The sequence below is a fragment of the Paenibacillus sp. FSL R7-277 genome, from assembly GCF_000517965.1.
In the GTDB taxonomy this organism is placed as follows: Bacteria; Bacillota; Bacilli; order Paenibacillales; family Paenibacillaceae; genus Paenibacillus_AQ; species Paenibacillus_AQ silagei.
On the sequence record NZ_ASPX01000014.1, the window covers coordinates 56,048 to 78,470 of the forward strand.

Consider the following 22,423-nt stretch of genomic DNA (forward strand, 5'->3'; position numbering starts at 1 on the left):
AGGTCTGCCTTACATTGTACCACGGGAGCACTCTTTTCTGAAAATCCGTCACGCTGCATGCAGCAGGGAAGCTGTTCTGTAATACTATAGATGAACACTTTAATTTTAAATTTCCGAGTAAATAATGATAAAATATAAGTGGAAACGGCTTTGCCGTCCTTTTAAGGGACGGTACCGTTTCAGCGAGAAATAGAAGGATAATTTATCGTGTGAAACATATAATTTCTTATATTTCAGACAAAGCCTGCGCGCCCTTGAAGGGGAAATTACAATAAATAGATAGAACAGGAGATCAATCACATGCTTATTGCACTGGATATGGACGGAACACTGCTCAATGCGGAGGGTGAAATCAGCAACGAGAATAAAGAGGCTATTCTTCAAGCACAGCGCCTGGGGCATATCGTGATTATCGCTACGGGCCGTTCCTACATGGATGCTGAACGGCAGCTGCGTCTGGCTGATCTGGAGTGCCCTGTGGTGAGTCTTAACGGTGCTGTGATCACGCTGGCTGACCGGACGGTGGCGGCAAGCACTCCGCTGAATAAAGAGGATATTATCCCCGCACTGCGCTGGATGAATGAAATTCCTGAATTGTATTACGAGGTATACACTGAGGATAACGTATATGTAGAGCTGGACAAGCGGGTACAGCTGGAGAAGCTGGCTACTCTTAAGGATACTGAGGTCCCCGAGGAATTAGCCTGGCTGCTCCAGGCGATGGTAGACCAGCAGTTCCAGCAGGCAGCGGTAACCTACGTGGAGAAGATGGAGGACGTCTGGAGCAAGGAAGAGAATCTGATCTATAAGACCCTGGTCTTCTCGCTGAACCGTGAGCTGCTGAAGGAAGCCTCTGTGCGGTTCGCTGCCATTCCCGGGCTGATTATTACCGCATCGCATGTCAACAATATCGAGATCAACCATAAGGAAGCGAATAAGGGCACCGGTGTTAGCATGCTCGCAGCCCATTACGGGATTCCTGCGGAGCAAGTGGCGGTGATGGGCGACAGCTACAATGATCTGCCTATGTTCGAGATGGCGGGGTACAAGATTGCCATGGAGAATGCCGCCCCCGTGCTGAAGCAGACCGCCGACTTCATTACGTTGAGCCATACGGAGAATGGTGTAGCGGCGGGACTGCGGCATCTTCTGAACAGCAAAACAGCCTTCAAATGAAGGCTGTTTCCGCTAGCGGCGGTCGGTTCCCGAGCGCCGAAAGCATAATAATGAGATGGCGCCCAGGTTGACTGCTAAATATAGAATGAGCGTCAACCGTTCGGCATTGGTTAATTCCATAAGCACCGGAATAAACATGATATCCCTCCATACCTCACTTCTATTTGTCTATCTGTTATAATCAGCTAGTCCTTTGTCCAATATATTAGTATTATCTGTCAAAAAGTGGACTTTATGATAAATGGCGTTATTTTCTGCTGGGAGGAATTACTCTATGAACCACCTATACCCCGGGATTGCCCGGTTATATGAGAACCGGCTGCTGCGCACCGAGCTGGAATGCGAGCAGTTCGATCAGGCACTGGAGGGTCTGGCCGGTGATACAGAGGATGCCGTCATTCACCAGATCTTCAAAGTATTCGACGATGATACGGAGCAGGAAGAGGTGATGTTCAGCCTTGTTCATTTTGTGGAGAGTGTCCAGATGGAGATGTATCTGACCCAGCTGCTGGAGTCGCTGCCGGAGATGCTGGAGCACGCTCGCAACTGGGCGATTGTGCTGAATCAAAGAATTCTCCAGGACGACCGCTACCGCAAGGATTACGCCGAGATCGCCGTCCGTATGCCGCCAAGAATCCGGCAGTGCCTGGCCTTCCTGCTGGAGGAGATCAAGGAGGACCAGCCCCGGCTGTACGAGCGCAAGGTGAATTCTTTTCTGGCCAAGCTGAATGCATCCGGGAGATAGCCTCGTGCAGAATAGAGTGCGGAATGTTATAGTGTATACTGGCCAAAACCGCATGACTGATTACGCATTCAGAAACAAACGAAGGTGAACATAATGAATAAGCTCTTATTTCATAATATCCCGCTGGGAGCCAGCGGTGAGAATATCCCCCAGGCGAAGGTAGCCTCAGCCCGGACAAGCCGGGAGACGGTACAGCCGGGGGACAGCGATGCCGCTTATTTCAGGCGGCTGGAGGCAGGCGGCATTCTGCTCAATCCGCCGCAGATCTCGGCGGTACGCCATCATCTCGGGCCGCTGCTGACACTGGCTGGAGCCGGCTCCGGCAAAACCTCGGTGCTGATCTGCAGAGCCGGGTATTTGCTGTCTGTGCGCGGCATCGCCCCCGGACGCCTGCTGCTGCTGACCTTCTCCAGCAAGGCAGCTGCAGAGATGCGCGAGCGGATCGCCCTGCTGCCCGGGGTGAACGAGGGGGATGCTGCGCGCCTGCAGGCGCGTACGTTCCACTCGTTCTTTCTTTATTTCCTGCGGCGGCAGGGACTGCGGCAGGATATTTTCAGCGAGACCCGCCGCCAGCATATTCTGCTGAAGCAGATTATGCGCGAGCTGGGACTGCCGAAGGATGCCTATCCTCCTGAGAATCTGCTCAGTCTGCTCTCCGCCTGGAAGATGAATATGGGCTTGCCCGTACAGCTGCCGGAGACTACCGAGGCAGAGAAGGAGATGAAGGCTATCCTGGCTCAGTATGAGCAGTGGAAGACCGATCATTTCAAAATCGACTTCGACGATGTGCTGCTGCTCGCCTACCAGATGCTCCGCGAACAGCCTGCGCTGCTGAGGGAGCTACAGCAGCAGTATCAATATGTGATGGTCGATGAGTTCCAGGATACGAATGCGCTGCAATATGAGCTGGTGAAGATGGTTGCTGCTCCGCAGGATAACCTGATGGTGGTCGGCGACGATGACCAGACGATCTACTCCTTCAACGGTGCCCGCAGCGAGTTCATCCTGGAGTTCGAGAAGCTGTATCCGCAGGCCAAGGTGATCACACTGGATATCAACTACCGGTCCGGTCCGGCGATCATCGGGCTGGGCAACGGCATTATCCGCCATAATTCGCGGCGCCGCGCCAAGACGTTGCAGGCAGCCCGCAGCAGCGGCCTGCCGCCCCGTTATCTGCGTCCGCAGACAGCAGATGACGAGGCTGGACAAATCGTGGAGCATATTGAGCGTGAAACGCAGAGCGGGGCCCGGGAATACCGTGATTTCGCCCTGTTGTACCGCGCGACAAGCAGCAACCGGGCGGTCCTGGAGCTGCTGCTGCTGCACGATATTCCTTATATAGATTATGGGGAAGGCCAGCTGCTCTATGAGCATTGGCTGATCTCTCCGGTGCTGGATCACCTGCGCCTGTCGGTGAACCGCCGTGACTTCGCCGCCATGGAGAACATTCTGCCGACACTCTACATGAACCGGGACAAGGGAATGGAGCACATCCGGCGTATGGAGGCGGTGCAAGCGAAGCAGGGCCCGCTGATTCATCTGCTGTCCATGCCGGGCATGGAAGATTTCAAGGGCGTCAAGCTGCGCGAGCGGCTAGACCTGATCCGTGGCCTGCGGGAGCTGACACCGCTACAAGCGATCCGCCAGATCCGCACAGTATTCTACGATTATTTCATCGAAGGCAGCGAGCGCCATCAGGCTACGCTGCACCGGGAGACGCTGAAGGAAATGCTGGATGAGCTGGAGTCCTCGGCGGAGCGCTTCGCTACAATTCCGCTGTTCCTCGAATTCATCGACAACGTAACGGAGCGTAACGAGCAGAACCGGCAGCCGGGGCTGAAGGAGCAAGGCAACCGGGTGGCGCTGATGACCATCCACAAATCCAAGGGACTGGAGTTCCCCGTAGTCTTCCTGATCGGAGCCTCAGAGGGAATTCTGCCGCATAGCTCCGCTCTGGAGGAGGACCGTGCGAAGGACCGCAAGCCAGCGAAGGCCTCGGTCAAGGTGATCAGCGCGGCTGCTGCAAAAGCCGCAGCCGAAGCGGGCATTGCCGCATTGGAGGAGGAGCGCCGGCTCGCCTATGTGGCCGTTACCCGGGCCAGGGAGGAGCTGTTCATCAGCTCGCCTGCAAGGCATCGGGGCAAGAAAGCGGAGGTCTCGCGCTTCATGCTCGCGGCCTTCCGTTCGGCGGCCCGCCCACTGGCACCGGCTCCAGCCGCCGGAGCCAGCAGCCCGGGCAGAACGCATGTAACCCGCAGCGGCACACACGGTTCAGCCGCAGTGAGAACACATACTGTTCCGGTCTGGCAGTGCACCGGCAAAGCCTGTCCGGGCTGGACCCGCAAGAAGGCGGGCGGCGCAGAGGATCACCTGACCTCGAAGCCGTGTCCGCTCTGCAGCTCCCCGATGGAACCAAGCACCCGGGAGGTCCCGGTATAACAGGACGCACGGCTGCCATGCATAACATCAGCCCCTTTCAGCAGCTAATCGGCGCTGCAGAAAGGGGCTGATGCCGTTATTCCCGGGTTTATCTTGCCCGCACCTGGAATTGGGGCAGGTACTCAGCATTCTGCTCCAGAATGTCGGCCAGTACTTCCTTGGCGATCCGCTCGTCACCCACCAGCGGATGGATCGTCAGGGCCTGCAGTGCAGAGGCATAATCTCCTCTTACTGCAGCATCTATGGTCAACTCCTCGTAAGCCTTCACTACCTGCAGCAGACCTCGGATCTGCGGGGGAAGGGGCTGGCTTGGTGCAAGCGCATGCGGCCCATCGGATTTGATGACACAGTTGATCTCAATGGAGACATCACCCGGAAGATCCGGAATAACCCCCTGATTACGCACATTGACGGTCTGAATATCGCCGGTATCATTATAGATAGACTTCATCAATTGAACCGCCGCTTCCGAATAGTAGGCACCGCCGCGTTTCTCCAATTGAGCCGGCTTACTGTTCACTTCAGGCTGCTTATAGATCTCGAACAGCTCGGCTTCTACTTCCTTCACATCATCGGCACGTGTCTTGCCGCTCTCCTGGTAATGCTCAGAGATCTCCCGGTACATCTCTTCCTTCATATAGTAGTAACGGTGATACGGGCAGGGAAGTGCACCTACGGACTGAATGAACTCCGAATCCCACTCCAGATCGGGGATGTTGGCCATCGAAGGCCCCTTGGCTCCCGACAGCTTATTGAGAAAGTCCTCCGTCACGTCCTCCCCTTCAATCAGCACCCGGGTCGTCCAGTTGAGGTGATTGATCCCGACAATCTCAATGAACATTTCCGATTGCGGAACCCCGTACAGCTCAGCGATCTGCATCTTCGTGCTTATCGGAAGATTGCATAGCCCCACAGACTTGACCCGGGAATGCTTCGAGACGGCTTCCGTAATGATACCGGCCGGATTGGTGAAGTTAATCATGAACGCACCCGGAGCCAGCTCCTCGATATCCCGGCAAATGTCCAGAATGACCGGAATGGTGCGAAGCGCCTTGGCGAACCCGCCCGCGCCCGTCGTCTCCTGGCCGATTAAATGGTGGGCCAGCGGGATCTTCTCATCTCTGGAGCGTGCATCCAGCATGCCGACACGGATCTGCGTAGCGACAAAATCCGCACCGCGTATCGCTTCGCGCCGGTCCAGTGTCGTATGCAGCCTGATAGGCTTGCCGCTTGCATCAATCATACGCTGCGCCAGTTCCCCTATGATTCTCAGCTTGTCCGCCCCTGCCTCGATATCTGCCAGATACAGCTCAGCAACCGGAAATTCATCATGATACCGGATCAGGCCTTCAACAAGCTCCGGCGTATAGGAGGAACCTCCTCCGATGACTGCGATTTTCAAGTGTTTCTTCTTCATTTGTGATTTCCTCCGTCTCTCTTGAAATGCTCTATTATTGCCCCGGTTAGATGTTTATAATAACAATTCTATTTATTGTTCCTACAAATACATGTCCTTTTTTAACCTTTTTTCTCCTCATTGGATTTTCTAATCGCTCAAATGATTTGTGAATCTCTATACCCGGCAAAGGGTGCACACATTATGGATTCAAAATCCCGTCATTTCCATATGGTTTCTCCTGCTCTTTTTCCGTGATATAATATAACAAATTGGCATCGGAGGAAACTTGTAATGACAAAGAGAACAAATAATACATTATATTTCAATATTAAAGAACAACTGCTCAAACAGATCCAATCCGGCTTCTATGCTGTCGGAGAGAAGCTTCCCACCGAAGCCGCGTTATGCGAGATGTTCTCCGCCAGCCGGACCACCATCCGCCTCGCGCTCAGCGAACTGGAGGTTCAGGATATTCTTGAGCGGCACCAGGGTAAGGGCACCTTTGTCAAACGTAAGGAGCTCCAGCTTAACCAGAAACGAAGCTTCACTGAAGATGTGCTGATGAGCGGCAAAGAGCCGACCAGTACAATTATTGAAGCCAAAGTGACACCTGCGGAAATCCCGCTCAATGAATTCCTCAATATTCCGTTGAAAGCACCGGTAAACCAGCTATTGCGGCTCCGCTATGCCGATAATGAACCGCTCTTGTATGAGACTACTTATATTGCCTGGGATCTCGCCCCGGGGCTCATTAATGAATATAAGGATGGATCGCTCTTCTCCTTCCTTGAGTCAGAGTATAACCTGAAGGCCCACCGCTCTGTGGAGCAGCTGAAGCCTGTACTCGCGGACAAAACAGCCAGCAGGCTGCTTGGTGTCAAAGAAGGCTCCCCCTGCCTGCAAGTGAGAACTTTTACGTATTTGGCCGACGGTTCCCCTCTGGAATACAGCTTCGGCGTATTCCGGGGTGATTTCCCCAGCTATACTATCGAGAGACAGTTTGGATGAAGGAAGGCCGGGCGACCGTCAGCGCAGAGAGCATACGGAGCACCCCTGGATGGGGCGCTCCGGCTCCGTTACCTTCAGCTCAGTAAGCCCTGTTACTCCTTGATGATCTCAAAATAGCGCCCCAACCAGTAGGGCAGTGTGAATACCGAACCCGCCTCAATGCTGCCTGAATGGTAGTTATACCCCGGATTGGCCCCGGTAGTCTGGCTGTCATTTTCAAACGGATTCGAGTTATGCTTAATGATGCGCCGCTCATCCGGAGCCAGTGCGTAGTTCGTCTGTTTATAATCATCGCGGTCACCCGGTTCAATATACAGCACATCCTGACGGTCCCACTGCACCGGGAATTCAATCTGGAATTCAGGGAAACGGTACAGGAAGCGGACCGCCGACTGCAGATCGACATCAGTTTTGTCCGGATGCGCAAGCTGGTAGAGGAAGGTGTAGAACGGATTCTCCTCCCGCACCTCATTGGAGTACCATTGATCATAGGCTGCTACAATCTGCGCATGTCTGCCTGCATCCTGCTCAAGCGTAACAAGTATGAATACCGGGAACCAGCCCAGCTCTTCATCCGAGTAATTGATATATTGGGTCCAGTCATTATGAAGCGTCGCATTGGTGTTCGTGCCATCGCCTGCATTATCCATAGTTACCGGCTGGTTGTCGTTCTCGCTGTAAGCATTGGTAGCCTGACGCACCAGTCTGCGCTCAATATAGTCCTGTGCCATGGCCATATAGCCCTTACCGTTGATATACGGCTCTTCCTTGCTGTAGCTGCCTGCAAAAGCCTGCTCATACGCCAGCTCATACTTGGCCGAATCAGCCGGATAGCTCGCTGCGACAATATAGCTTGCTGATTTCAGCGCAGCCATGACCTGCAGTGCGTTGAGCGGGCCGTCTTCGTAACCGTAGGACAGCGCATCATCCCCTTTTTCGTCAACGCCGATCTTGGACTGCCACTGTACCTGCTGCTCCATAACGCCAAGGCTGTCGTTGAAGTATTTGGCGAACCATCTGGACCACTGTGTTGATTTGCCGGTGGCATCCTCAATATAATAATGGTCGTCCTTCAAAATCAGCTCTGTCATGCGGTGCGTGGTTTCTTCAATGAGGGATTTCAGCTCAAGAAGTTCAGGATCGGTGCTGTCACCAACCAGATATTTATAAGCTGTATAGAACATGGCATAATGGCCATCCACTTCATCTGCAGAAGTATCTGCCTTATACACAATCTGGTTCATGTCGATATGGCCATCCACAATTGCGCTATCCGGGAACAAATCATTAAAGAATTCCGGAATCTGCTCATAGACGGGAGCTGTCAGCTGAAACAGCGGCTTATTATTGATACCCGTTGTCTTATCTTCCTTCGCGTCATTGTTGTTAGTGGCGGCTGTAATGACAGGCAGCACCTGATATACTGCGCCGGTTACGGTAGTTCCAACCCGTGTCTTGATATCAATCCCCAGCTTCTGGCCTTCAGGACGCGTCAGGTTCAGCTCGTCAATGGCAGCTTGACTAAGCCCAAGCCCATTGTAATTGAGCACATCGGTACCTCCGCTCGGGAACAGCGTAGAGCCTTTTTTGTTCTCTGCGTCTTTGGTTACCCTCACCATGGAATAGCCGATAGGCTCCACCCCGTCGTTACGCTGCATGCTTGGAATGATTCCATTCGGGTTAGTCATGTCCGGCCCGACAAAGTTCTGGAACCAGAAGCCGTTCTGAGATTGGTAGCCGTACACTGAATTGCCCACTGTAGCCGCACTCGCTTCGCTGGTCAGCATATAGGAGCGTGCCGGAAATCCGTTTCCGCGTCCGGAGACATAATCGAGCAGCAGAACGGCCTTGGTCGCTCTAAGCGCCGCCGCTCTTGCATCAGCAATTTCTGCCTGCTCCCCGGAAGCCGGGCTGGCTCCGTACTGCTCCTGCAGTGCTTTATAGCGGAAAATCTCCCCCATTGCATACATCGCTGTCCATAGACCGTCATTGTCACTGGTGGTAGGTGTGGAGGTGAATACTCCGGTCTTAGAGTTGTAATTGACCGCATCCAGCGTGCTGTCCATCTCCGTAAACGTAAAGCCTGCGCCATGAACCATGCCGCGCCGGTCCAGAATCGACTTCACCAGATCCTCATAGATAAACGATTTGTCATGCAGCGTCTTCTCCGGCATCGCGATATGCGTGACACCGCTCGCTGTCCGGACCCAAATGCCGTTCTGCCCGTCACTGGCAAGTCCCGTCACATGATCGTCTCCGCCATACAGATACCTTGGTCCGGCCATATACTGAACGATATCCTTAGTGTCGCTTGCGCCGAAGTCAACCCGCTGCAGGCCGGTCTCCGTTCCAATCCAGTAGACCCCCCCGTCCAGAACTACACTGGTTACATCACCGGTTACCGAGAGCGGCAGGAATTTGAGCGCAGCAGTACCGGTGACCCATTCAAGGGTGCCCGGGATGGAGGCAGATCCGGCTTTGTAATAGGTCATTTCCTTGGTCTGCACAGCCTCCAGCTGAACAGGAGAGTAGCCCGCACCCGGCAGCTTCTCCGCAAGCACGGGCGCTGCCGGCAGTACGAACAGCGTTAAGGCAAGCAGTGCACCCGTGATCTTCACGCCATTTCTTTTCATCATGTACATGGTAAGCTCCCCTTTCCTTATTGGTAGATATGCGATACGCCGCTTTGTGTAATAACCAGTACACCCGTACTTTCATCCGGTAAAAGCAGAAGCACCTTGTCATCGTACAATTGCTTGCCTTGTGCGGAATAACTTATCATTTCATTCGTGACGAGATTGATTTTGGTGACTCCGCTGTCTGTTCCGATCCACAAATAAGTCCGGGTTTTGTCCAATACAGAGGTGTTAATCCCCCGCATCGAAGCGAATATGGAAGGTTTGATATTAAATTCATAATTTACAAAGGTTATTGCATTCACAAGGTTCGGCATGGTCACATCTTTGTTCGCTATCGAAGGCGTGTATGAAGGGTCCTGAAGGAAGGTCAAGTATTGCTTGGCTAATCCTTCTGCTCCTGTGGATCTGAAGGAGCTTAAGGCTTCGGCATAGGTATACAGCTCCGGAGCTTTGGGCTCAGGTGTTGGGGTTGGCGTCGGCGTTGGGGTAGGTTTCGTTGTTGGTGTTGGTGTTGGCGTTGGTGTTGGTTTCGTTGTTGGCGTTGGTGTTGGTGTCGGTTTTGTTGTTGGTGTCGGTGTCGGCGTTGGACTCCCTGTACCCGGGCTTGAGGTTGGAGCCGGAGTAGGAGTAGGGGCCTGGCTTCCCGTGCCGCCGCTTGAACCGGTTCCTCCCGAATGGCCGGCCGCTGAAGTGATCAGTTGACCTGAAGCATCAAAATCCTGTCCGCCTATGCTTACCTTCGCGGCATTCATCGTCAGCTTGTCCGGCTTGACAGAGAAAGACACGCCTTCTCCATTGACCACCGCTTCTGCGATTATTCCTTCACCGGTTATAGTTGCTGCGCTGTTCAAGGTCATTTTCTTGACAACCCCGCCTTTATTCAGCTTAATCGCTGAGCCGCCTGCTTTGGACGAGACGTTGAAGCTTCCAATCTGGCCGCCCTCCAGCGTGAAGCTTGCCGGTGCAGCTACATTCAATTCATTAACATCCCCTGATACAGAGACAGCATCGGAAGCCCGCGTAAGCAGGTTAACGGTACTTACCGTCTGATCCGATTCATTGACAATCCGGGCAGCAGAAGTTACATCAATCTTCCCGGCTATCGTCTTTCCCTTCAACAGAACCCTTACCGGAGATGCGGGCTTGCTGATTACAATTCTGCCCACATGACTGTCCGTTAAGGTGATGCTGTTCATACCGCCGCCGTTTATGTAAACGGTGCCTCCAATCTTAGCATTGATGAAACTCAGATTACCTTCGCCAACGCCGGGAGTAATATATACATTCCCTGAGAAGTTCAGATCCGATAGCGTGCCTCCAGCTGTGTTAACAATCAGGTTGCTGCCGGAGGTTCCCGAATGATCTCCGCCGTCGGCAACCAAGAGGCCCATGGTGTTATTCATCATCTTCACGGCCTCGGCCCGCGTCAGTGCCTTCTTGGGCTGGAACGCGCCTTGCGGTGTGCCCGCCACATAACCAGCTTCCTTCATAGCATAGATCGCTTCCTTGGACCAGCCGGCAAGTTGAGCATCATCGGTAAACGGGACGAAGGAATTCCCGGAGGCTGCAACATTAAATACTCTGCTGAGAATCAGCGCCGCCTGCTCACGGGTCAGGACCTCCAGTGGATTGATCCTGCCTTCGCCGTTACCAATAAGAGCACCGGCAGCAACCGCTTTACTGATGTCAGAGGCGTACCATGCCGTCTTAGGGACGTCAGTAAAGCTCTGGCCGCTCTCCTCACTGAAATGAAAGATCCGGTTAATCAGGGCGACGAATTCTGTTTTTCTGATTCCTTCATTCGGCAGAACGAGACCTTCCTGATTGCCTTTGAGCAGCCCCATCTCTTTCCACGAGGCTATTTCCTCTGCGGCCCATGCAGGAATCCTCTCCGCTACTTCTGCAGATGCTGCGGGCATACCCGTAAACGCCACGGATGACACTACGGCGAATACTCCAAGCGTCTGCTTCCATTTGAACTTCATATGCACTCCTCCTCAAGGTTTTGTTAAGCGGTACTTCAGCTGATAACTTCGTACACAACTGCTTCGGAAGCATGTGCTGCATAATCTCCAGGGGTGACATCCTTTTCAGGTTATCTTTTCAAATTGGCAGGTTTTTTCATGTCACCTCCATGTCATATTATCAATGTTATTGTAGTAACATTTACCCACATTCTATTTTTAATCATAACAAATTGTCAATACATTTATTAATTAGAGAGATATTCTTCCTCCCTTTTCCACAAACTCCCATAACATCGTAAATTTCCTTGTTAAATCAATGTTGTTTGCGCTTACAATAATCCATTGGTCAAAAATACTTACTGCTTACTTTCTGGATAAAATGATTTTTATATGTCTTTTTGCATGAAAAAACAATTGACAGGCTTCTTGCTATCATGAATAATGAAAGCAATATTGTTACTACAAATTTTCATTGCTCAACCAATCACACACAAAAATCAGAAACACCTCACTCAAACGAGTCATATAACATTACATTTAGGAGTGTGAACGCGTAGGGGAGAGTAGGGACTAAGGATAAAGAGCGTAGTCGCGTCAACTTATTTGCCAATACCAATCAAAGGAGCGATTAACGAATGAACAAACGGATGATTGCACTGATCTCAACGATGCTGGTTACCGCCTTAACGGGCTGCTCTTCTGCAGCTTCTAATAACAGCCCGGCCAATAACGGAGGCTCCGGTGCCAAACCGGAAACACTCCGTATTGCTATGGGTTCGCCCGGCGAAGGATTGATCAAGGTCTGGGAAACGATCGGCAAGGAGTTTGAAGCGCAGCATCAGGGGATTAAGGTGGAATTCAGCTATCAGGACGATGACACCTATCAGACGATCGGATTGCCAAATCTGCTAAGCGGCAAGAACGCTCCTGACCTGTACTTTGAATGGGCGGGGCAGCGCCTGCAGACAAGAGTAACGGACGGTTATGCAGCGGATATTACAGAGCAGCTCCAAAGCTCAGGACTGAAGGATATGTTCGCGGAGGGTACCTTCAATGGTATGGTGATCGACGGCAAGACGTATATGATTCCAACTGCGGGCGATGTGACGAACGTAATCTTTTACAATAAAGCGGTATTTAATGATCTGGGTCTTCAGCCGCCAGCTACCTGGGAGGAATTCCTTAAGGTATGCGAGACCATCAAGCAGGCAGGCATCACCCCGCTCGTGATCGGCAACTCCGATCTGTGGACGGCAGGCAACTGGGTCGCCCATATCATTTCCCGGGTTGTGGGCGAAGACGCCTACAGTGAGGCTATGCAGCTGAAGCAACCGTTCAATTCGCCTGATTTTGTCAAAGCCTACGGTTACGTGCAGGAGCTCTGGGATAAAGGCTATATTAACGAAAATGTAACTGCCGCAAGCGACAGTGAGGCGGACATGCTGTTCCTGAACGGCAGCGGTGCCATGCACCCGATCGGAAGCTGGCTGGCTCCAACCGCAGTCGAAGAGACGCCGGAACTTGAGCTTGGCTACTTCAATACTCCGGCCATACCGGACGGCAAGGGCAATCAGGACAGTGTAATCGGCGTGTTGAACGGAATGGTGGTCAATAAAAACTCCAGGCTGATCGACGAGGCTATTGAATTCATGAAGCTCTACAGCTCCCCCGAATCCTCCAAGAAGCTGTCCGATGCCGGAGCTGTTCCGATTACCAAAGACGGGATCGACAAGGAGACCATGCTTCCGCTCTCGCTGGAATTGAACGATCTGATGGAAAATGCTCCAGCGCTTGTGTCGCCGCCCGATACCGGCTATTCCATCGAAGTTGCCAACGCGCTCAATATGGCCACCTCTGAAGTTATCGGCGGCGCTAAATCACCTGAAGAGGCTCTGGCTGAGCTGGAGACAACTATCGCCCCTCTGAAGTAACGATGAGTACGTCCGTAAGGCGGCTTCATCCGGAAATCGAAGATTACGCATCCCCCCTTATATCTTGAATTGGAGGTGGACCCATGTCCGGCCGAAGCAATAAGTTCTCTCCCTACCTGTTCATATCTCCAGCCCTCTTGCTCTTTGGCTTTGTTGTACTTGTCCCCGTCCTTATGACCTTCGTATTCAGCTTCTACGATTGGAACGGGATCGGCACTATGAAATTCACCGGCTTCGACAACTACATCCGGGCTTTTCAGGACCGTGTCTACATGAACTCCTACGGACACACGCTAATCTATATTGTCGCCACTGTCTTTGTTGAAGTCATTGCCGGACTCGGGCTCGCAGGCTTGATCACGATGGGCCGCAAGGGAAGCGGACTCTTCCGGCTCGCCTTCTTCGTGCCTGTCATGCTGCCGATGATAGTCGTCTCCTACTTATGGAAATTCGTCTATAATTCCGACTTTGGCCTCATCAATATCCTGCTGGAGAAGATCGGCCTGGAGAGCTGGACCCGTGTCTGGCTGGGCAACCCCGATACCGCGCTTTATGCCATCTGCATCGTATCCGGCTGGGTCTACGCAGGCTTCTATATGACCATCTTTTATTCAGGAATCCAGCGCATCTCTAGAGAAGTCTATGAATCGGCCTATCTGGACGGTGCAGGGGAAGGACAGATCTTCTTCAAAATCAAGGTGCCCATGATCCGTAATCTGGTGGAGACAGGCATCATGCTGTGTGTACTTACCGGCTTCCAGTCCTTCGATCTGTTCTATGTAATGACCAACGGCGGACCGTATAATTCAACCGAAATCGTTACGACCTATCTAGTCAAAGTAGTCTTCACCCATATGAGCATCGGCTACGGCTCCGCACTTGCCGTCATCATGACAATTGTGATCGCAGTGATCGGGCTTGTGGCCGGCAGACTGAATAAGAAAGACTCCAGTGTACTGGAGTATTAGGAAGACACGGCTTCGCAGTCCTCTGAAAGAGGCTTCGGGTGATGACTCAGGTACTTTGCGGGGACCCCGATACATGTACATTATACGAAAGTGAGGTGTACCGCTTGACGACCACAGCCCTGGATCTCAAGAAAGACGCTTACAGCGGCGGGGAAGCGGCCAGCCGCAGAGCGTTCTCGCATATTCTGTATTATCTGTTCATGATCTTCATTTCCTGCTTCTATTTCTACCCGATTCTCTGGCTTATTCTCTCCTCCTTCCGTGAGAACCGGGAGATCTTCTCCGCTCCATTCGCACTGCCGGAACAGATCAATCTCCAGAACTGGTCCAAAGCCTGGACCGTCGGCAATATGAGCACCTACGCCGGCAACAGTGTAATTGTAACCTCGGCCACCGTTGCGGGCATTCTGCTCTTCGCGAGCCTCGCAGCCTTCGCCTTCAGCAAGCTCCGCTTCCGCGGCAGCAGCTTCCTGATGCTGATGTTCGTATTCGGACTGTTTATGCCGCTGCAATCCTTTTTCATTGCCCAGAGCTATATTTTTGAGCAGCTGAATTTGAAGGATTCCTATATGGGCTTAATCCTTCCTTACATTGGAACCGGCCTTCCGCTGGCCATATTCCTGCTCAAGGCATACTTGGATTCTATACCGAAAGAGCTGCTGGAGGCTGCCCGGATAGACGGCTGCGGCAACTGGAGAATGTACAGCAGGATTATCCTTCCGCTGCTTATTCCGAACATGGCCACCGTGGGGATCTTCTCGGCGCTGAATGCCTGGAATGAGCTGCTGCTGGCTATGCTGTACATCCAGAACGATGCGCTGAAGACGATTCCGGTTGGCCTGCTGGCCTTCTCCAGCCGGTATATGACCGACTATAAGCTGCTGTTCTCAGCACTCTCGATTATTACGCTCCCAATGATTGTCGTATACCTCTTCTTCCACCGCTATATCGTTGCCGGCCTGACAGAAGGGGCGCTGAAATAACCTCCCCCTGACTTCCTTCCTGTCCCCCACAACAACAAAAAGCCCCTTCGGGCAGACGTAGCGGAATCATGATATATCATGAGCTTCCAAGACGTTCTGCCCGAAAGGGCTATGCGTCATACTGTATTTAAGCCGGAGTAACTACTGCCGGTTCCTCAACTTCTTCATGTACAGTCTTGATCTGAATCATGACCGTACTTGGATCGGTCAGCACTTCAATGCCATCCTGGAAAATCAGATCCGACACCAGCAATTGGTCGCCGATGGCAAGGCCGCTGATATCCACTTCCATGGAAGTAGGCAGATCGCCCGGCATACAGCGGACTTCTACTTCATAGATTTCCACCTGCAGTACGCCGCCTTCTTTGACGCCAACAGCTTCGCCTGCAAAATGAATGGTCACCTTGCTGTCCATGCTGATGCTCATGTTCACATGCTGGAAATCAATATGCAGCACTTTACCGGACATGGATTGCTTCTGGATGTTCTGAACCACTACCGGAACGGTTGTACCGTCGGTCAATTTCCCTTGCAGGATCGCCCGCGGATTTGTTCTCAGCACTTCCAGCAATTCCTTCTCGTTCACTTCAAGACTAAGAGTATCTTTACCAATTCCGTACAGTACAGCCGGGATGCGGCCCTGCTTTCTTGCCACATTCAGGTTGGACTTCGTGTCAGACGTACGATTGCTTAGTTGAATAAATTTACTCATTGCTTGGTTCCCGCTCTCTTCGACCATAAATTCTTGTCACCTCAAGTGTAACATGACCATAGAATCTAGTCAAACCTGCAGCAATCAGACTTCATATTCGGCAAAAGGATCAGGGATCTCGATTCTATAGGCTTCCGCATCGCTGACGCCTACAGACAATACCGCCCGGCCGTCCGCTCCGCGTACCAGTCCGCCGCTGAAGATGACATCCTGCAGATCAGGACGTTTGCCCGGACCGATCGGGAAATCGCTTCTGGCTGCGATGATTTTAACCGGGGTAGTCTCCAAAGTGTCCGGATTAAGCGAGAAGACCATAGAGTAGTAATGCTTCTTCCCCAGACGGTCGAAGCAGGCAATATGCCCCAGCACACCTATATGGCCATTGCGCAGCAGATGGGCTTCATTGGCTCCGCCCCACTCTTCCGGCACGAATTGATGCTGCAGAATCTCCGCCTCCAGTAAGGTCTGTTCATGCAGCTCCTCCAGTGAATCAATAATGGTGAAGCCAATTTGTCCTCTGCCGCCCCGCTCTCCCTGCGGTCTGGTCAGTACACCGATTCTGCCATCCTGAAGCTCAATCAGCCGGATATCCTTCATCAGCTCCGGACCGGAGGCGAAGTGATGAAGCGAGTCGATCCGGTATCCCCGGTAAAACTGGGTAACCCAGGAGACTATCTTGGGCGGATTATCCCCAGCCGTAATCACCTCAACTCCGCCGACAATCAATTCTCCCTTAACGCGGGTTACGCAGGGGTCCTGCAGATTATAGGTATGGGTATGCGCACGGGGAACCCATACCCCATCTGCGCCGGATGTAAAAAAGAAGACTTGAGAGAACTCGCTATCCCGTTCCTCAACTCTTCCCAAGATTACTTCCTCCCCGTCATGCAGGAACGGGGCTGTTATATTGTATACATCGCGTCCGCCCACGCCGGAGAAGACCAGCTTCTCCACGTGCACGGTACGGAGATTGGCATAAAAGGTATCCAGCAGTTCATTACAGGTTGCTGTCTTCGCCGGGCTCCTTGTCATTGCCTTCCTCCTCATATTCATTTGCCTTATCTATTGCCCAATCGTTCTCATCCGATTCCATCCGGATCAATTCCCCAGGCTGAATATTGAAATACGTACACAGCTTCAGCAGCAGATCCCGGGGATACTGCACCATCTCGTCTTTGTACATCCGCCGGACGGAATCGAAATGGTAATTAATGTCCTTCGCTAGCTTGCGAATCGATAATTTCGGGTCATGCTTATCCATAACCTCACTCAATTTACTGCGTATGACTGGCATCCATACACCTCCTACATCACTATATCCGGTGATTTCAAGGGAGTCAATAAATTGACAAGATTAAATGGTCATGTTATAGTTTGGTCAGGAAATAATTTGCAGAAACAAAACTTTATACCACTCATCCCCGGAAAATAAAGTCCTCTTTATTTTCTTTTTTTGTCCCCAAAAGTTCGATAATCAATAGGGAGGCTTTCTATTATGAACCACAGCAACCGCAATAAAAACATTGTTTTCCTGTCCACCAGCCTGCCTAGAGAATGCGGAATTGCTACCTTCACCCAGGATCTGCTGGATGAATTCACGAAGCTTCAGGGCTTCAACAAACCGCGCATCATCGCCATGAATAACAACGGGAACTACCGTTACACGGATCAGGTCATGCGGGAAATCAACCAACATCAGCTATCTGATTATATAGAATCAGCCAGGGACATCAACCAGTCAGATACCGATCTGCTAGTCATTCAGCATGAATTCGGCATCTACGGCGGAGAGAGCGGCGAATATCTGCTGCAGTTCACAGAAGAGCTTCAGATCCCTTACGTAGTTATCTTCCATACTGTCTTAACCAAGCCTACCCCCAAGCAGCATGAGATTATCACCCGGCTCGCCGAAGGAAGCGTCAAGGTGGTGACCATGGCCCAATCCACAGTAGAGGATCTAATCTCTGTCTATCATATTAACGCCGCCAAAATAGCATTCATTCATCACGGCGTTCCTTTTGTCCAGACCTCCACACGTGCAGAGCTGAAGCTCCAGTACAAGTTCGGCGAACGCAAAATCCTCTCGACCTTCGGCTTCCTGAGTCCCGGCAAGGGCATTGAATATGCGATTGAGGCTATGAGCGGCGTAGTGAAGCAGCATCCTGACGCGCTCTATATCATCTGGGGCAAGACGCATCCGGTCGTTAAGCAGGAGACCGGTGAAGTCTACCGGCAAAAGCTGACCGATCTGGTGCATGAATTAGACCTGGTCAATAATGTGCTGTTCGTCGACAAGCTGCTGACCCAGGAAGAGGTCATTGAGTCCCTGGTGATGTCGGATATATATATGACTCCTTATCTGGGCAAGGAACAGGCCGTCAGCGGAACGCTCGCTTATGGAGTCGGCTATGGCAGAGTGATTATCTCCACCCCTTACCGCTATGCCGAAGAAATGCTGGCGGGAGGCAGAGGACTGCTGGCAGAATTCCGCGATTCGGCTTCCCTGGAGGCCTGTATTCTGGAGCTGCTGGACAGTCCGGCCAAAGTCCGGGATATGGAACAGCGTACACAGGAACTCGGCAGTACAATGATGTGGAGTGAGGTTGCGAAGACCTATGCCGCCATCTTCCAGGACATTATAGGCCTTGCCACACCGGCTGACCGGAGTGTGATCTGATGCAGGCGCCAGCAGTGTTACAGTTCAAGCCGGACTATATGCGCCGGATTACCGATGATACAGGGATTTTTCAGCATACGAAATTCGGGGTTCCCGACCGTGCCAAAGGCTACACTACCGATGATAATGCGCGGGCTCTAATTGCAGCCGTTCTGATGTACAAAAAAAATCAGGACAACGCCTCCCTCGACCTGATCCATACGTACCTCTCTTTCGTCCACCATGCACAGACTGAAGAAGGCAACTTCCGGAACTTCATGGACTATAACCGTTCCTTCCTGGAAGAACGGGGCTCTGAGGATTGCCAGGGGCGTACCCTCTGGGCGTTGGGCTTCGTACTCTCCTATTCCTCCATATTGCCTGATAATCTGCTGAATACCTGCCGTTATTTAATCAACCAGGCGCTGCCGCATATCGCAGGCCTGCGGTCGCCCCGGGCTCTGGCCTATGCCGTGATCGGACTCAGCTATTTACCCGGGACTCCAGGAGCACTCACCTACTCCTTCCCTTATCCGCATATACCAAGTACAGAAGAAGAACGCGCCTTCCTGCCTGAAGCCTTCATCACAGAACTTATTGAATCTGTTGCCGTCCGGCTGAATGACCAATACAATCTCACCAAGGGCGAAGGCTGGAACTGGTATGAAGACAGTCTTACGTATGGTAACTCGATGCTGCCCTGGGCGCTGCTTAAGGCTTACAAGATTTCCGGCAATCCGGCGCTGAGAATCACGGCTAAGGAAAGCCTCGATTTCCTGATCTCCCGGACCTTCGCGCCGGAAGGCTATTACAAGCCCATTGGCAGCCACGGCTGGCTGCTGCGCGGCGGCAGCCCTGCGTTATATGATGAACAGCCCATCGAAGCCTGCGAAATGCTGCTGGCCTGCGAGGAAGCGGCCGTTGTGCTGAAGGACCCGGCTTATCTGCAGCGGGCTGACCTGTGCTACGCCTGGTATACAGGGAATAATTCCTTGCAGATCTCCCTGATTGACCCCCAGTCCGGGGCTTGCTACGACGGCATTCACAGCTCAGGGCTGAACCTCAATCAGGGATCGGAGAGCATTATATCCTTCTCGATTGCCCATCTGGTGACTCATCATGGATAAATACGCAACCATACTTGCAGGCGGTGGCGGCACCCGCTTCTGGCCGCTGTCCAGACAGGAAATCCCCAAGCAGCTGCTGAACATCAGCGGCAACGATATTATGCTGAACGATACCATCGAACGCTTCAAGGGCATCATCCCGCAGGAGAATACCGTTATTGTAACGAACCGCACCCAGGCGGTCCTGCTGGAGAGCATTATGCACAGTAGTGTTCAGAAAAGCAATATTCTGATCGAGCCTGTGGCCCGGAATACTTCAGCAAGCATCCTGTTTGCCGCCTTCTCCATCCAGCAGATGAGTGAAGGGGATTCCCTAATGGTCGTCCTGCCTTCCGATCATTATATTACCGATGAGCCGCAGTTCCGGCTTACGCTGGACGAAGCCTGCACCGTCGCGATGGAGAGTGACGCCATTGTCACGATCGGGATTAAGCCGACCTTCCCATCCACCGGCTACGGCTACATCGCTTATGACCAGGAGCCGATCGCAGTCAAGCCGGTTGCCGTATACGATGTAGCTGAATTCGTGGAGAAGCCGGATTTCAAGAAGGCACAGGGGTATCTGGCCTCAGGCAATTATCTCTGGAACAGCGGGATCTTCATCTGGAAGACTTCGGTCATTATCGATAACTTTAAGCGTTATCTGCCGCGGCTATATAATACGATGCTGCCGATTAGTGAAGCGCTCGGTACAGACCAGGAGCAGGAGACGATTAACCGGATCTATCCGCTGCTGCAGAATATCTCCATTGACTATGGCATACTTGAACGCTCTGATGAGGTAGTGGTGCTGTCCGGCCAGTTCGGCTGGAATGATATCGGCAGCTGGGATGCACTCGGCGCCATCTTCCCGCCTGATGATGAAGGCAACATTATCAAAGCGAATCATGTCGGCATCGACACCCGCAATTCCATTATCTATGGTAACGGGCGGCTGATCACCACCATCGGCGTAGACGGCTTCATCATCGCCGACACGGGGGATGCCCTCATGATCTGCCCTAAGGACAAGGCGCAGTCGGTTAAAGATATCGTTGATTTGCTCAAGGACAAGGGCATGCTGGAATATGTATAGGGGATGTCACTAATGTTGTATTAAGAGCAGGAGTATAACATAAGGGAGCACTGCTATTACAGCAATGCTCCCTTTGTTATGTTCTTATGGTTATCCTCTACTCGTCCAGCCTCAGGTCCAGGCCCACAGGAACCCGTCGCGGTCCCAGGCAATCCGGCCACCATGCAGCTTGCGAAAGGCCTTCTTCACTTCCTTGGATAACGAGGCATTGCCATTCTCATTCACGAATACAAATTCCTCACCGAAATTCGCCTTCACATATTCAATCGCAGCGGTCTGGTATAAAGTTCCTGTGAACTTAATCTCCTTCACCATCCACTCCGCTACTTCCTGTGCGGTTACTTCCATTGGGGGTACTGCTCCTTCCTGTTCATCCTGCTTGCACATTCCCCCATTATACCACGAATCCCGCCAGTCGATTCCGCCATTCCAGCGGCCTTTACCTTTTGGCGAATAAGAAAGCTACGACAGGCTAACCACATAGGTCAGAAACTGATAGATATTATCCTTCAGTACCGTAGCTGTAGCCAGCAGCTTCTTGCCGGACGGACTCCAGTGGAGAGGATCAGCCAGATGAAAATCATTCAGTACAGGTGTCTGCTCTCCGGTCTCCACCTCGGTAATGAACAGGTCCTGCTGGTCATCCGTTGAACCGGCCGCCGTCACTGCATAAGCCAGCAGCTTGCCGTCCGGCGACCAGCTGGTGCCGAAGATCTGCTGCCCTGAAGCTAGCTTAGACTGCTCATTGCCTTCGCTGTCACAGAGCTTCAGAGTCATCTCTCCGCGTCCGATACGCTCGACAATCGCCATCTGACTTCCGTCCGGAGAAGGAACCGCCCAGATCACATTCTTTCGCAGCACCTTGGTCTCCTTCGTCGCTGTGTCATAGGCGCTAAGCTGGCTGTCTTCACCTGTAACATAGAGAATCCGGCTGCCGGTCTGAACCACCTCATGCACATACGGGATGCCCGTCTTCACAATCGTCTCCTGCTTGCCGGTTAGATCTGCACTTAGAATATTGCCTTCCATATCAGGAAAAATCACATGCGCGTCATCCGCCCACTTTCCTTCCTCCACCCGAAACTCTGCATCACTTACCTTCACCGGTTCACCCCCGGACAGATCCATAATATATCCGAATCCTGTGGGGTCATACAGCTCCTTGTAGAAAACATGCATCTTGTCCGGAGACAACTGCGGCGCGCCGTAATTCAGCTCTCCCGTCTGAAGCGGTGCTTCCTCACCTGTGGACAGGGTATGCAGATAGAGATTCAGCGGATACCGTTCCTGTCCTTCAATAATCTGCGAGGGAAGACTGCGGTTCTCCTTGGTCACTACCATTACATCCTCACCGGCAAAATCCGTCCCCCGCACCCCCTCCACCTTCTGTATGCCCGCAAGCTTTAGCTTTGTATAGACCGGTTCGCTGATATTATCGAGGACTGTAATTTTGCGGCCTGCCTTCTCTACAACCTCACGTGTATCTGTGCTCTCAGTACTACAGGCAGTAACCGTTAGCAGAACAGCTCCGCAGAGCAGAATGCTCCAGATCTTGCCCCTGGCTCTATGGCTCTTATGATTCATTCAGGCTTCCCTCC

General features: G+C 52.3%; 18 protein-coding genes. 10 read left to right on the forward strand and 8 right to left on the reverse strand.

Annotation, left to right across the window (positions count from 1 at the left end; genetic code table 11):
• Positions 1-300: 300 nt before the first annotated feature.
• The 3 genes from C173_RS07120 (at position 301) to C173_RS07130 (ending at position 4,360) form a co-directional block, all read left to right on the forward strand.
• Entirely contained in the window at positions 301-1,176 is an 876-nt protein-coding gene (locus C173_RS07120; protein WP_036723577.1) for a Cof-type HAD-IIB family hydrolase, read from the forward strand.
• A gap of 274 nt (positions 1,177-1,450) precedes the next feature.
• Entirely contained in the window at positions 1,451-1,921 is a 471-nt protein-coding gene (locus C173_RS07125; RefSeq protein ID WP_036723578.1) for an Imm30 family immunity protein, read from the forward strand.
• 93 nt (positions 1,922-2,014) lie between these two features.
• Positions 2,015-4,360 carry a UvrD-helicase domain-containing protein gene (locus tag C173_RS07130; RefSeq protein WP_036723579.1) on the forward strand — a complete coding sequence of 782 codons (2,346 nt, stop codon included), beginning with the start codon at positions 2,015-2,017 and terminating at the stop codon, positions 4,358-4,360.
• An 88-nt stretch (positions 4,361-4,448) separates the two neighbouring features.
• Here the strand turns inward: C173_RS07130 and C173_RS07135 are convergent, their stop codons facing one another.
• On the reverse strand, positions 4,449-5,777 hold the full coding sequence (locus C173_RS07135; RefSeq protein WP_036723581.1) for a 6-phospho-beta-glucosidase: 1,329 nt from the start codon (positions 5,775-5,777) through the stop codon (positions 4,449-4,451).
• A gap of 273 nt (positions 5,778-6,050) precedes the next feature.
• Here C173_RS07135 and C173_RS07140 point away from each other — a divergent pair, with 273 nt between their 5' ends.
• Positions 6,051-6,767 carry a GntR family transcriptional regulator gene (locus C173_RS07140; protein ID WP_036723582.1) on the forward strand — a complete coding sequence of 239 codons (717 nt, stop codon included), beginning with the start codon at positions 6,051-6,053 and terminating at the stop codon, positions 6,765-6,767.
• 92 nt (positions 6,768-6,859) lie between these two features.
• On the opposite strand, the gene C173_RS07145 is transcribed toward C173_RS07140, so the two are convergent.
• Together C173_RS07145 and C173_RS07150 are read right to left on the reverse strand one after the other, a co-directional pair.
• Positions 6,860-9,403, reverse strand: coding sequence for a hypothetical protein (locus C173_RS07145; protein WP_155991326.1), 2,544 nt, complete (start codon positions 9,401-9,403; stop codon positions 6,860-6,862).
• Positions 9,404-9,426: 23 nt separating this feature from the next.
• Complete coding sequence (locus C173_RS07150) at positions 9,427-11,391, reverse strand: S-layer homology domain-containing protein (RefSeq protein WP_036723583.1); 1,965 nt, start codon at positions 11,389-11,391, stop codon at positions 9,427-9,429.
• Positions 11,392-12,008: 617 nt separating this feature from the next.
• On the opposite strand from C173_RS07150, the gene C173_RS07155 reads away from it, so the two are divergent.
• The 3 genes from C173_RS07155 to C173_RS07165 all read left to right on the forward strand — a co-directional run bounded on the left by C173_RS07155 (position 12,009) and on the right by C173_RS07165 (position 15,255).
• Positions 12,009-13,304: an ABC transporter substrate-binding protein gene (locus C173_RS07155; protein ID WP_036723584.1), complete on the forward strand. Its 1,296-nt coding sequence runs from the start codon at positions 12,009-12,011 to the stop codon at positions 13,302-13,304.
• An 83-nt stretch (positions 13,305-13,387) separates the two neighbouring features.
• Entirely contained in the window at positions 13,388-14,272 is an 885-nt protein-coding gene (locus tag C173_RS07160; RefSeq protein WP_051477881.1) for a carbohydrate ABC transporter permease, read from the forward strand.
• Positions 14,273-14,313: 41 nt separating this feature from the next.
• On the forward strand, positions 14,314-15,255 hold the full coding sequence (locus C173_RS07165) for a carbohydrate ABC transporter permease (protein WP_081751059.1): 942 nt from the start codon (positions 14,314-14,316) through the stop codon (positions 15,253-15,255).
• Between the two features lie 127 nt (positions 15,256-15,382).
• On the opposite strand, the gene C173_RS07170 is transcribed toward C173_RS07165, so the two are convergent.
• The 3 genes from C173_RS07170 to C173_RS07180 form a co-directional block, all read right to left on the reverse strand.
• A complete protein-coding gene (locus C173_RS07170; protein WP_162174673.1) occupies positions 15,383-15,967 on the reverse strand; it encodes a 50S ribosomal protein L25 in 585 nt (194 codons plus the stop codon).
• A gap of 84 nt (positions 15,968-16,051) precedes the next feature.
• A complete protein-coding gene (locus C173_RS07175; RefSeq protein ID WP_036723585.1) occupies positions 16,052-16,999 on the reverse strand; it encodes a DUF1861 family protein in 948 nt (315 codons plus the stop codon).
• Positions 16,965-17,261, reverse strand: coding sequence for a helix-turn-helix domain-containing protein (locus C173_RS07180; RefSeq protein ID WP_063830889.1), 297 nt, complete (start codon positions 17,259-17,261; stop codon positions 16,965-16,967). The genes C173_RS07175 and C173_RS07180 overlap by 35 nt, the downstream gene beginning before the upstream one ends.
• Before the next feature lie 201 nt (positions 17,262-17,462).
• On the opposite strand from C173_RS07180, the gene C173_RS07185 reads away from it, so the two are divergent.
• From C173_RS07185 to C173_RS07195, 3 genes are read left to right on the forward strand one after another with little or no spacing between them, the layout of a single operon-like run.
• Positions 17,463-18,644 carry a glycosyltransferase family 4 protein gene (locus tag C173_RS07185; RefSeq protein ID WP_036723587.1) on the forward strand — a complete coding sequence of 394 codons (1,182 nt, stop codon included), beginning with the start codon at positions 17,463-17,465 and terminating at the stop codon, positions 18,642-18,644.
• A complete protein-coding gene (locus C173_RS07190) occupies positions 18,644-19,750 on the forward strand; it encodes a glycosyl transferase (protein ID WP_051477883.1) in 1,107 nt (368 codons plus the stop codon). The genes C173_RS07185 and C173_RS07190 overlap by 1 nt, the downstream gene beginning before the upstream one ends.
• The gene (locus C173_RS07195) at positions 19,743-20,825 is read left to right on the forward strand and encodes a mannose-1-phosphate guanylyltransferase (protein WP_036723588.1); all 1,083 of its coding nucleotides are present in this window, start codon (positions 19,743-19,745) and stop codon (positions 20,823-20,825) included. Before C173_RS07190 ends, C173_RS07195 begins: the two co-directional genes overlap by 8 nt.
• A gap of 111 nt (positions 20,826-20,936) precedes the next feature.
• Here C173_RS07195 and C173_RS07200 read toward each other — a convergent pair whose 3' ends face one another.
• Both C173_RS07200 and C173_RS07205 read right to left on the reverse strand, forming a co-directional pair.
• The gene (locus C173_RS07200) at positions 20,937-21,173 is read right to left on the reverse strand and encodes a DUF6953 family protein (protein WP_036723590.1); all 237 of its coding nucleotides are present in this window, start codon (positions 21,171-21,173) and stop codon (positions 20,937-20,939) included.
• A gap of 114 nt (positions 21,174-21,287) precedes the next feature.
• Positions 21,288-22,409 (reverse strand): PD40 domain-containing protein, encoded by a 1,122-nt coding sequence (locus tag C173_RS07205; protein WP_036723592.1) that lies wholly within the window; start codon positions 22,407-22,409, stop codon positions 21,288-21,290.
• Between the last annotated feature and the right edge of the window lie 14 nt (positions 22,410-22,423).

Coding starts and splice junctions, on each gene's coding strand:
- C173_RS07120 (WP_036723577.1), top strand. CDS start 301: ATGCTTATTGCACTGGATATGGACGGAACACTGCTCAATGCGGAGGGT.
- C173_RS07125 (WP_036723578.1), top strand. CDS start 1,451: ATGAACCACCTATACCCCGGGATTGCCCGGTTATATGAGAACCGGCTG.
- C173_RS07130 (WP_036723579.1), top strand. CDS start 2,015: ATGAATAAGCTCTTATTTCATAATATCCCGCTGGGAGCCAGCGGTGAG.
- C173_RS07135 (WP_036723581.1), bottom strand. CDS start 5,777: ATGAAGAAGAAACACTTGAAAATCGCAGTCATCGGAGGAGGTTCCTCC.
- C173_RS07140 (WP_036723582.1), top strand. CDS start 6,051: ATGACAAAGAGAACAAATAATACATTATATTTCAATATTAAAGAACAA.
- C173_RS07145 (WP_155991326.1), bottom strand. CDS start 9,403: ATGATGAAAAGAAATGGCGTGAAGATCACGGGTGCACTGCTTGCCTTA.
- C173_RS07150 (WP_036723583.1), bottom strand. CDS start 11,391: ATGAAGTTCAAATGGAAGCAGACGCTTGGAGTATTCGCCGTAGTGTCA.
- C173_RS07155 (WP_036723584.1), top strand. CDS start 12,009: ATGAACAAACGGATGATTGCACTGATCTCAACGATGCTGGTTACCGCC.
- C173_RS07160 (WP_051477881.1), top strand. CDS start 13,388: ATGTCCGGCCGAAGCAATAAGTTCTCTCCCTACCTGTTCATATCTCCA.
- C173_RS07165 (WP_081751059.1), top strand. CDS start 14,314: ATGACTCAGGTACTTTGCGGGGACCCCGATACATGTACATTATACGAA.
- C173_RS07170 (WP_162174673.1), bottom strand. CDS start 15,967: ATGAGTAAATTTATTCAACTAAGCAATCGTACGTCTGACACGAAGTCC.
- C173_RS07175 (WP_036723585.1), bottom strand. CDS start 16,999: ATGACAAGGAGCCCGGCGAAGACAGCAACCTGTAATGAACTGCTGGAT.
- C173_RS07180 (WP_063830889.1), bottom strand. CDS start 17,261: ATGCCAGTCATACGCAGTAAATTGAGTGAGGTTATGGATAAGCATGAC.
- C173_RS07185 (WP_036723587.1), top strand. CDS start 17,463: ATGAACCACAGCAACCGCAATAAAAACATTGTTTTCCTGTCCACCAGC.
- C173_RS07190 (WP_051477883.1), top strand. CDS start 18,644: ATGCAGGCGCCAGCAGTGTTACAGTTCAAGCCGGACTATATGCGCCGG.
- C173_RS07195 (WP_036723588.1), top strand. CDS start 19,743: ATGGATAAATACGCAACCATACTTGCAGGCGGTGGCGGCACCCGCTTC.
- C173_RS07200 (WP_036723590.1), bottom strand. CDS start 21,173: ATGGAAGTAACCGCACAGGAAGTAGCGGAGTGGATGGTGAAGGAGATT.
- C173_RS07205 (WP_036723592.1), bottom strand. CDS start 22,409: ATGAATCATAAGAGCCATAGAGCCAGGGGCAAGATCTGGAGCATTCTG.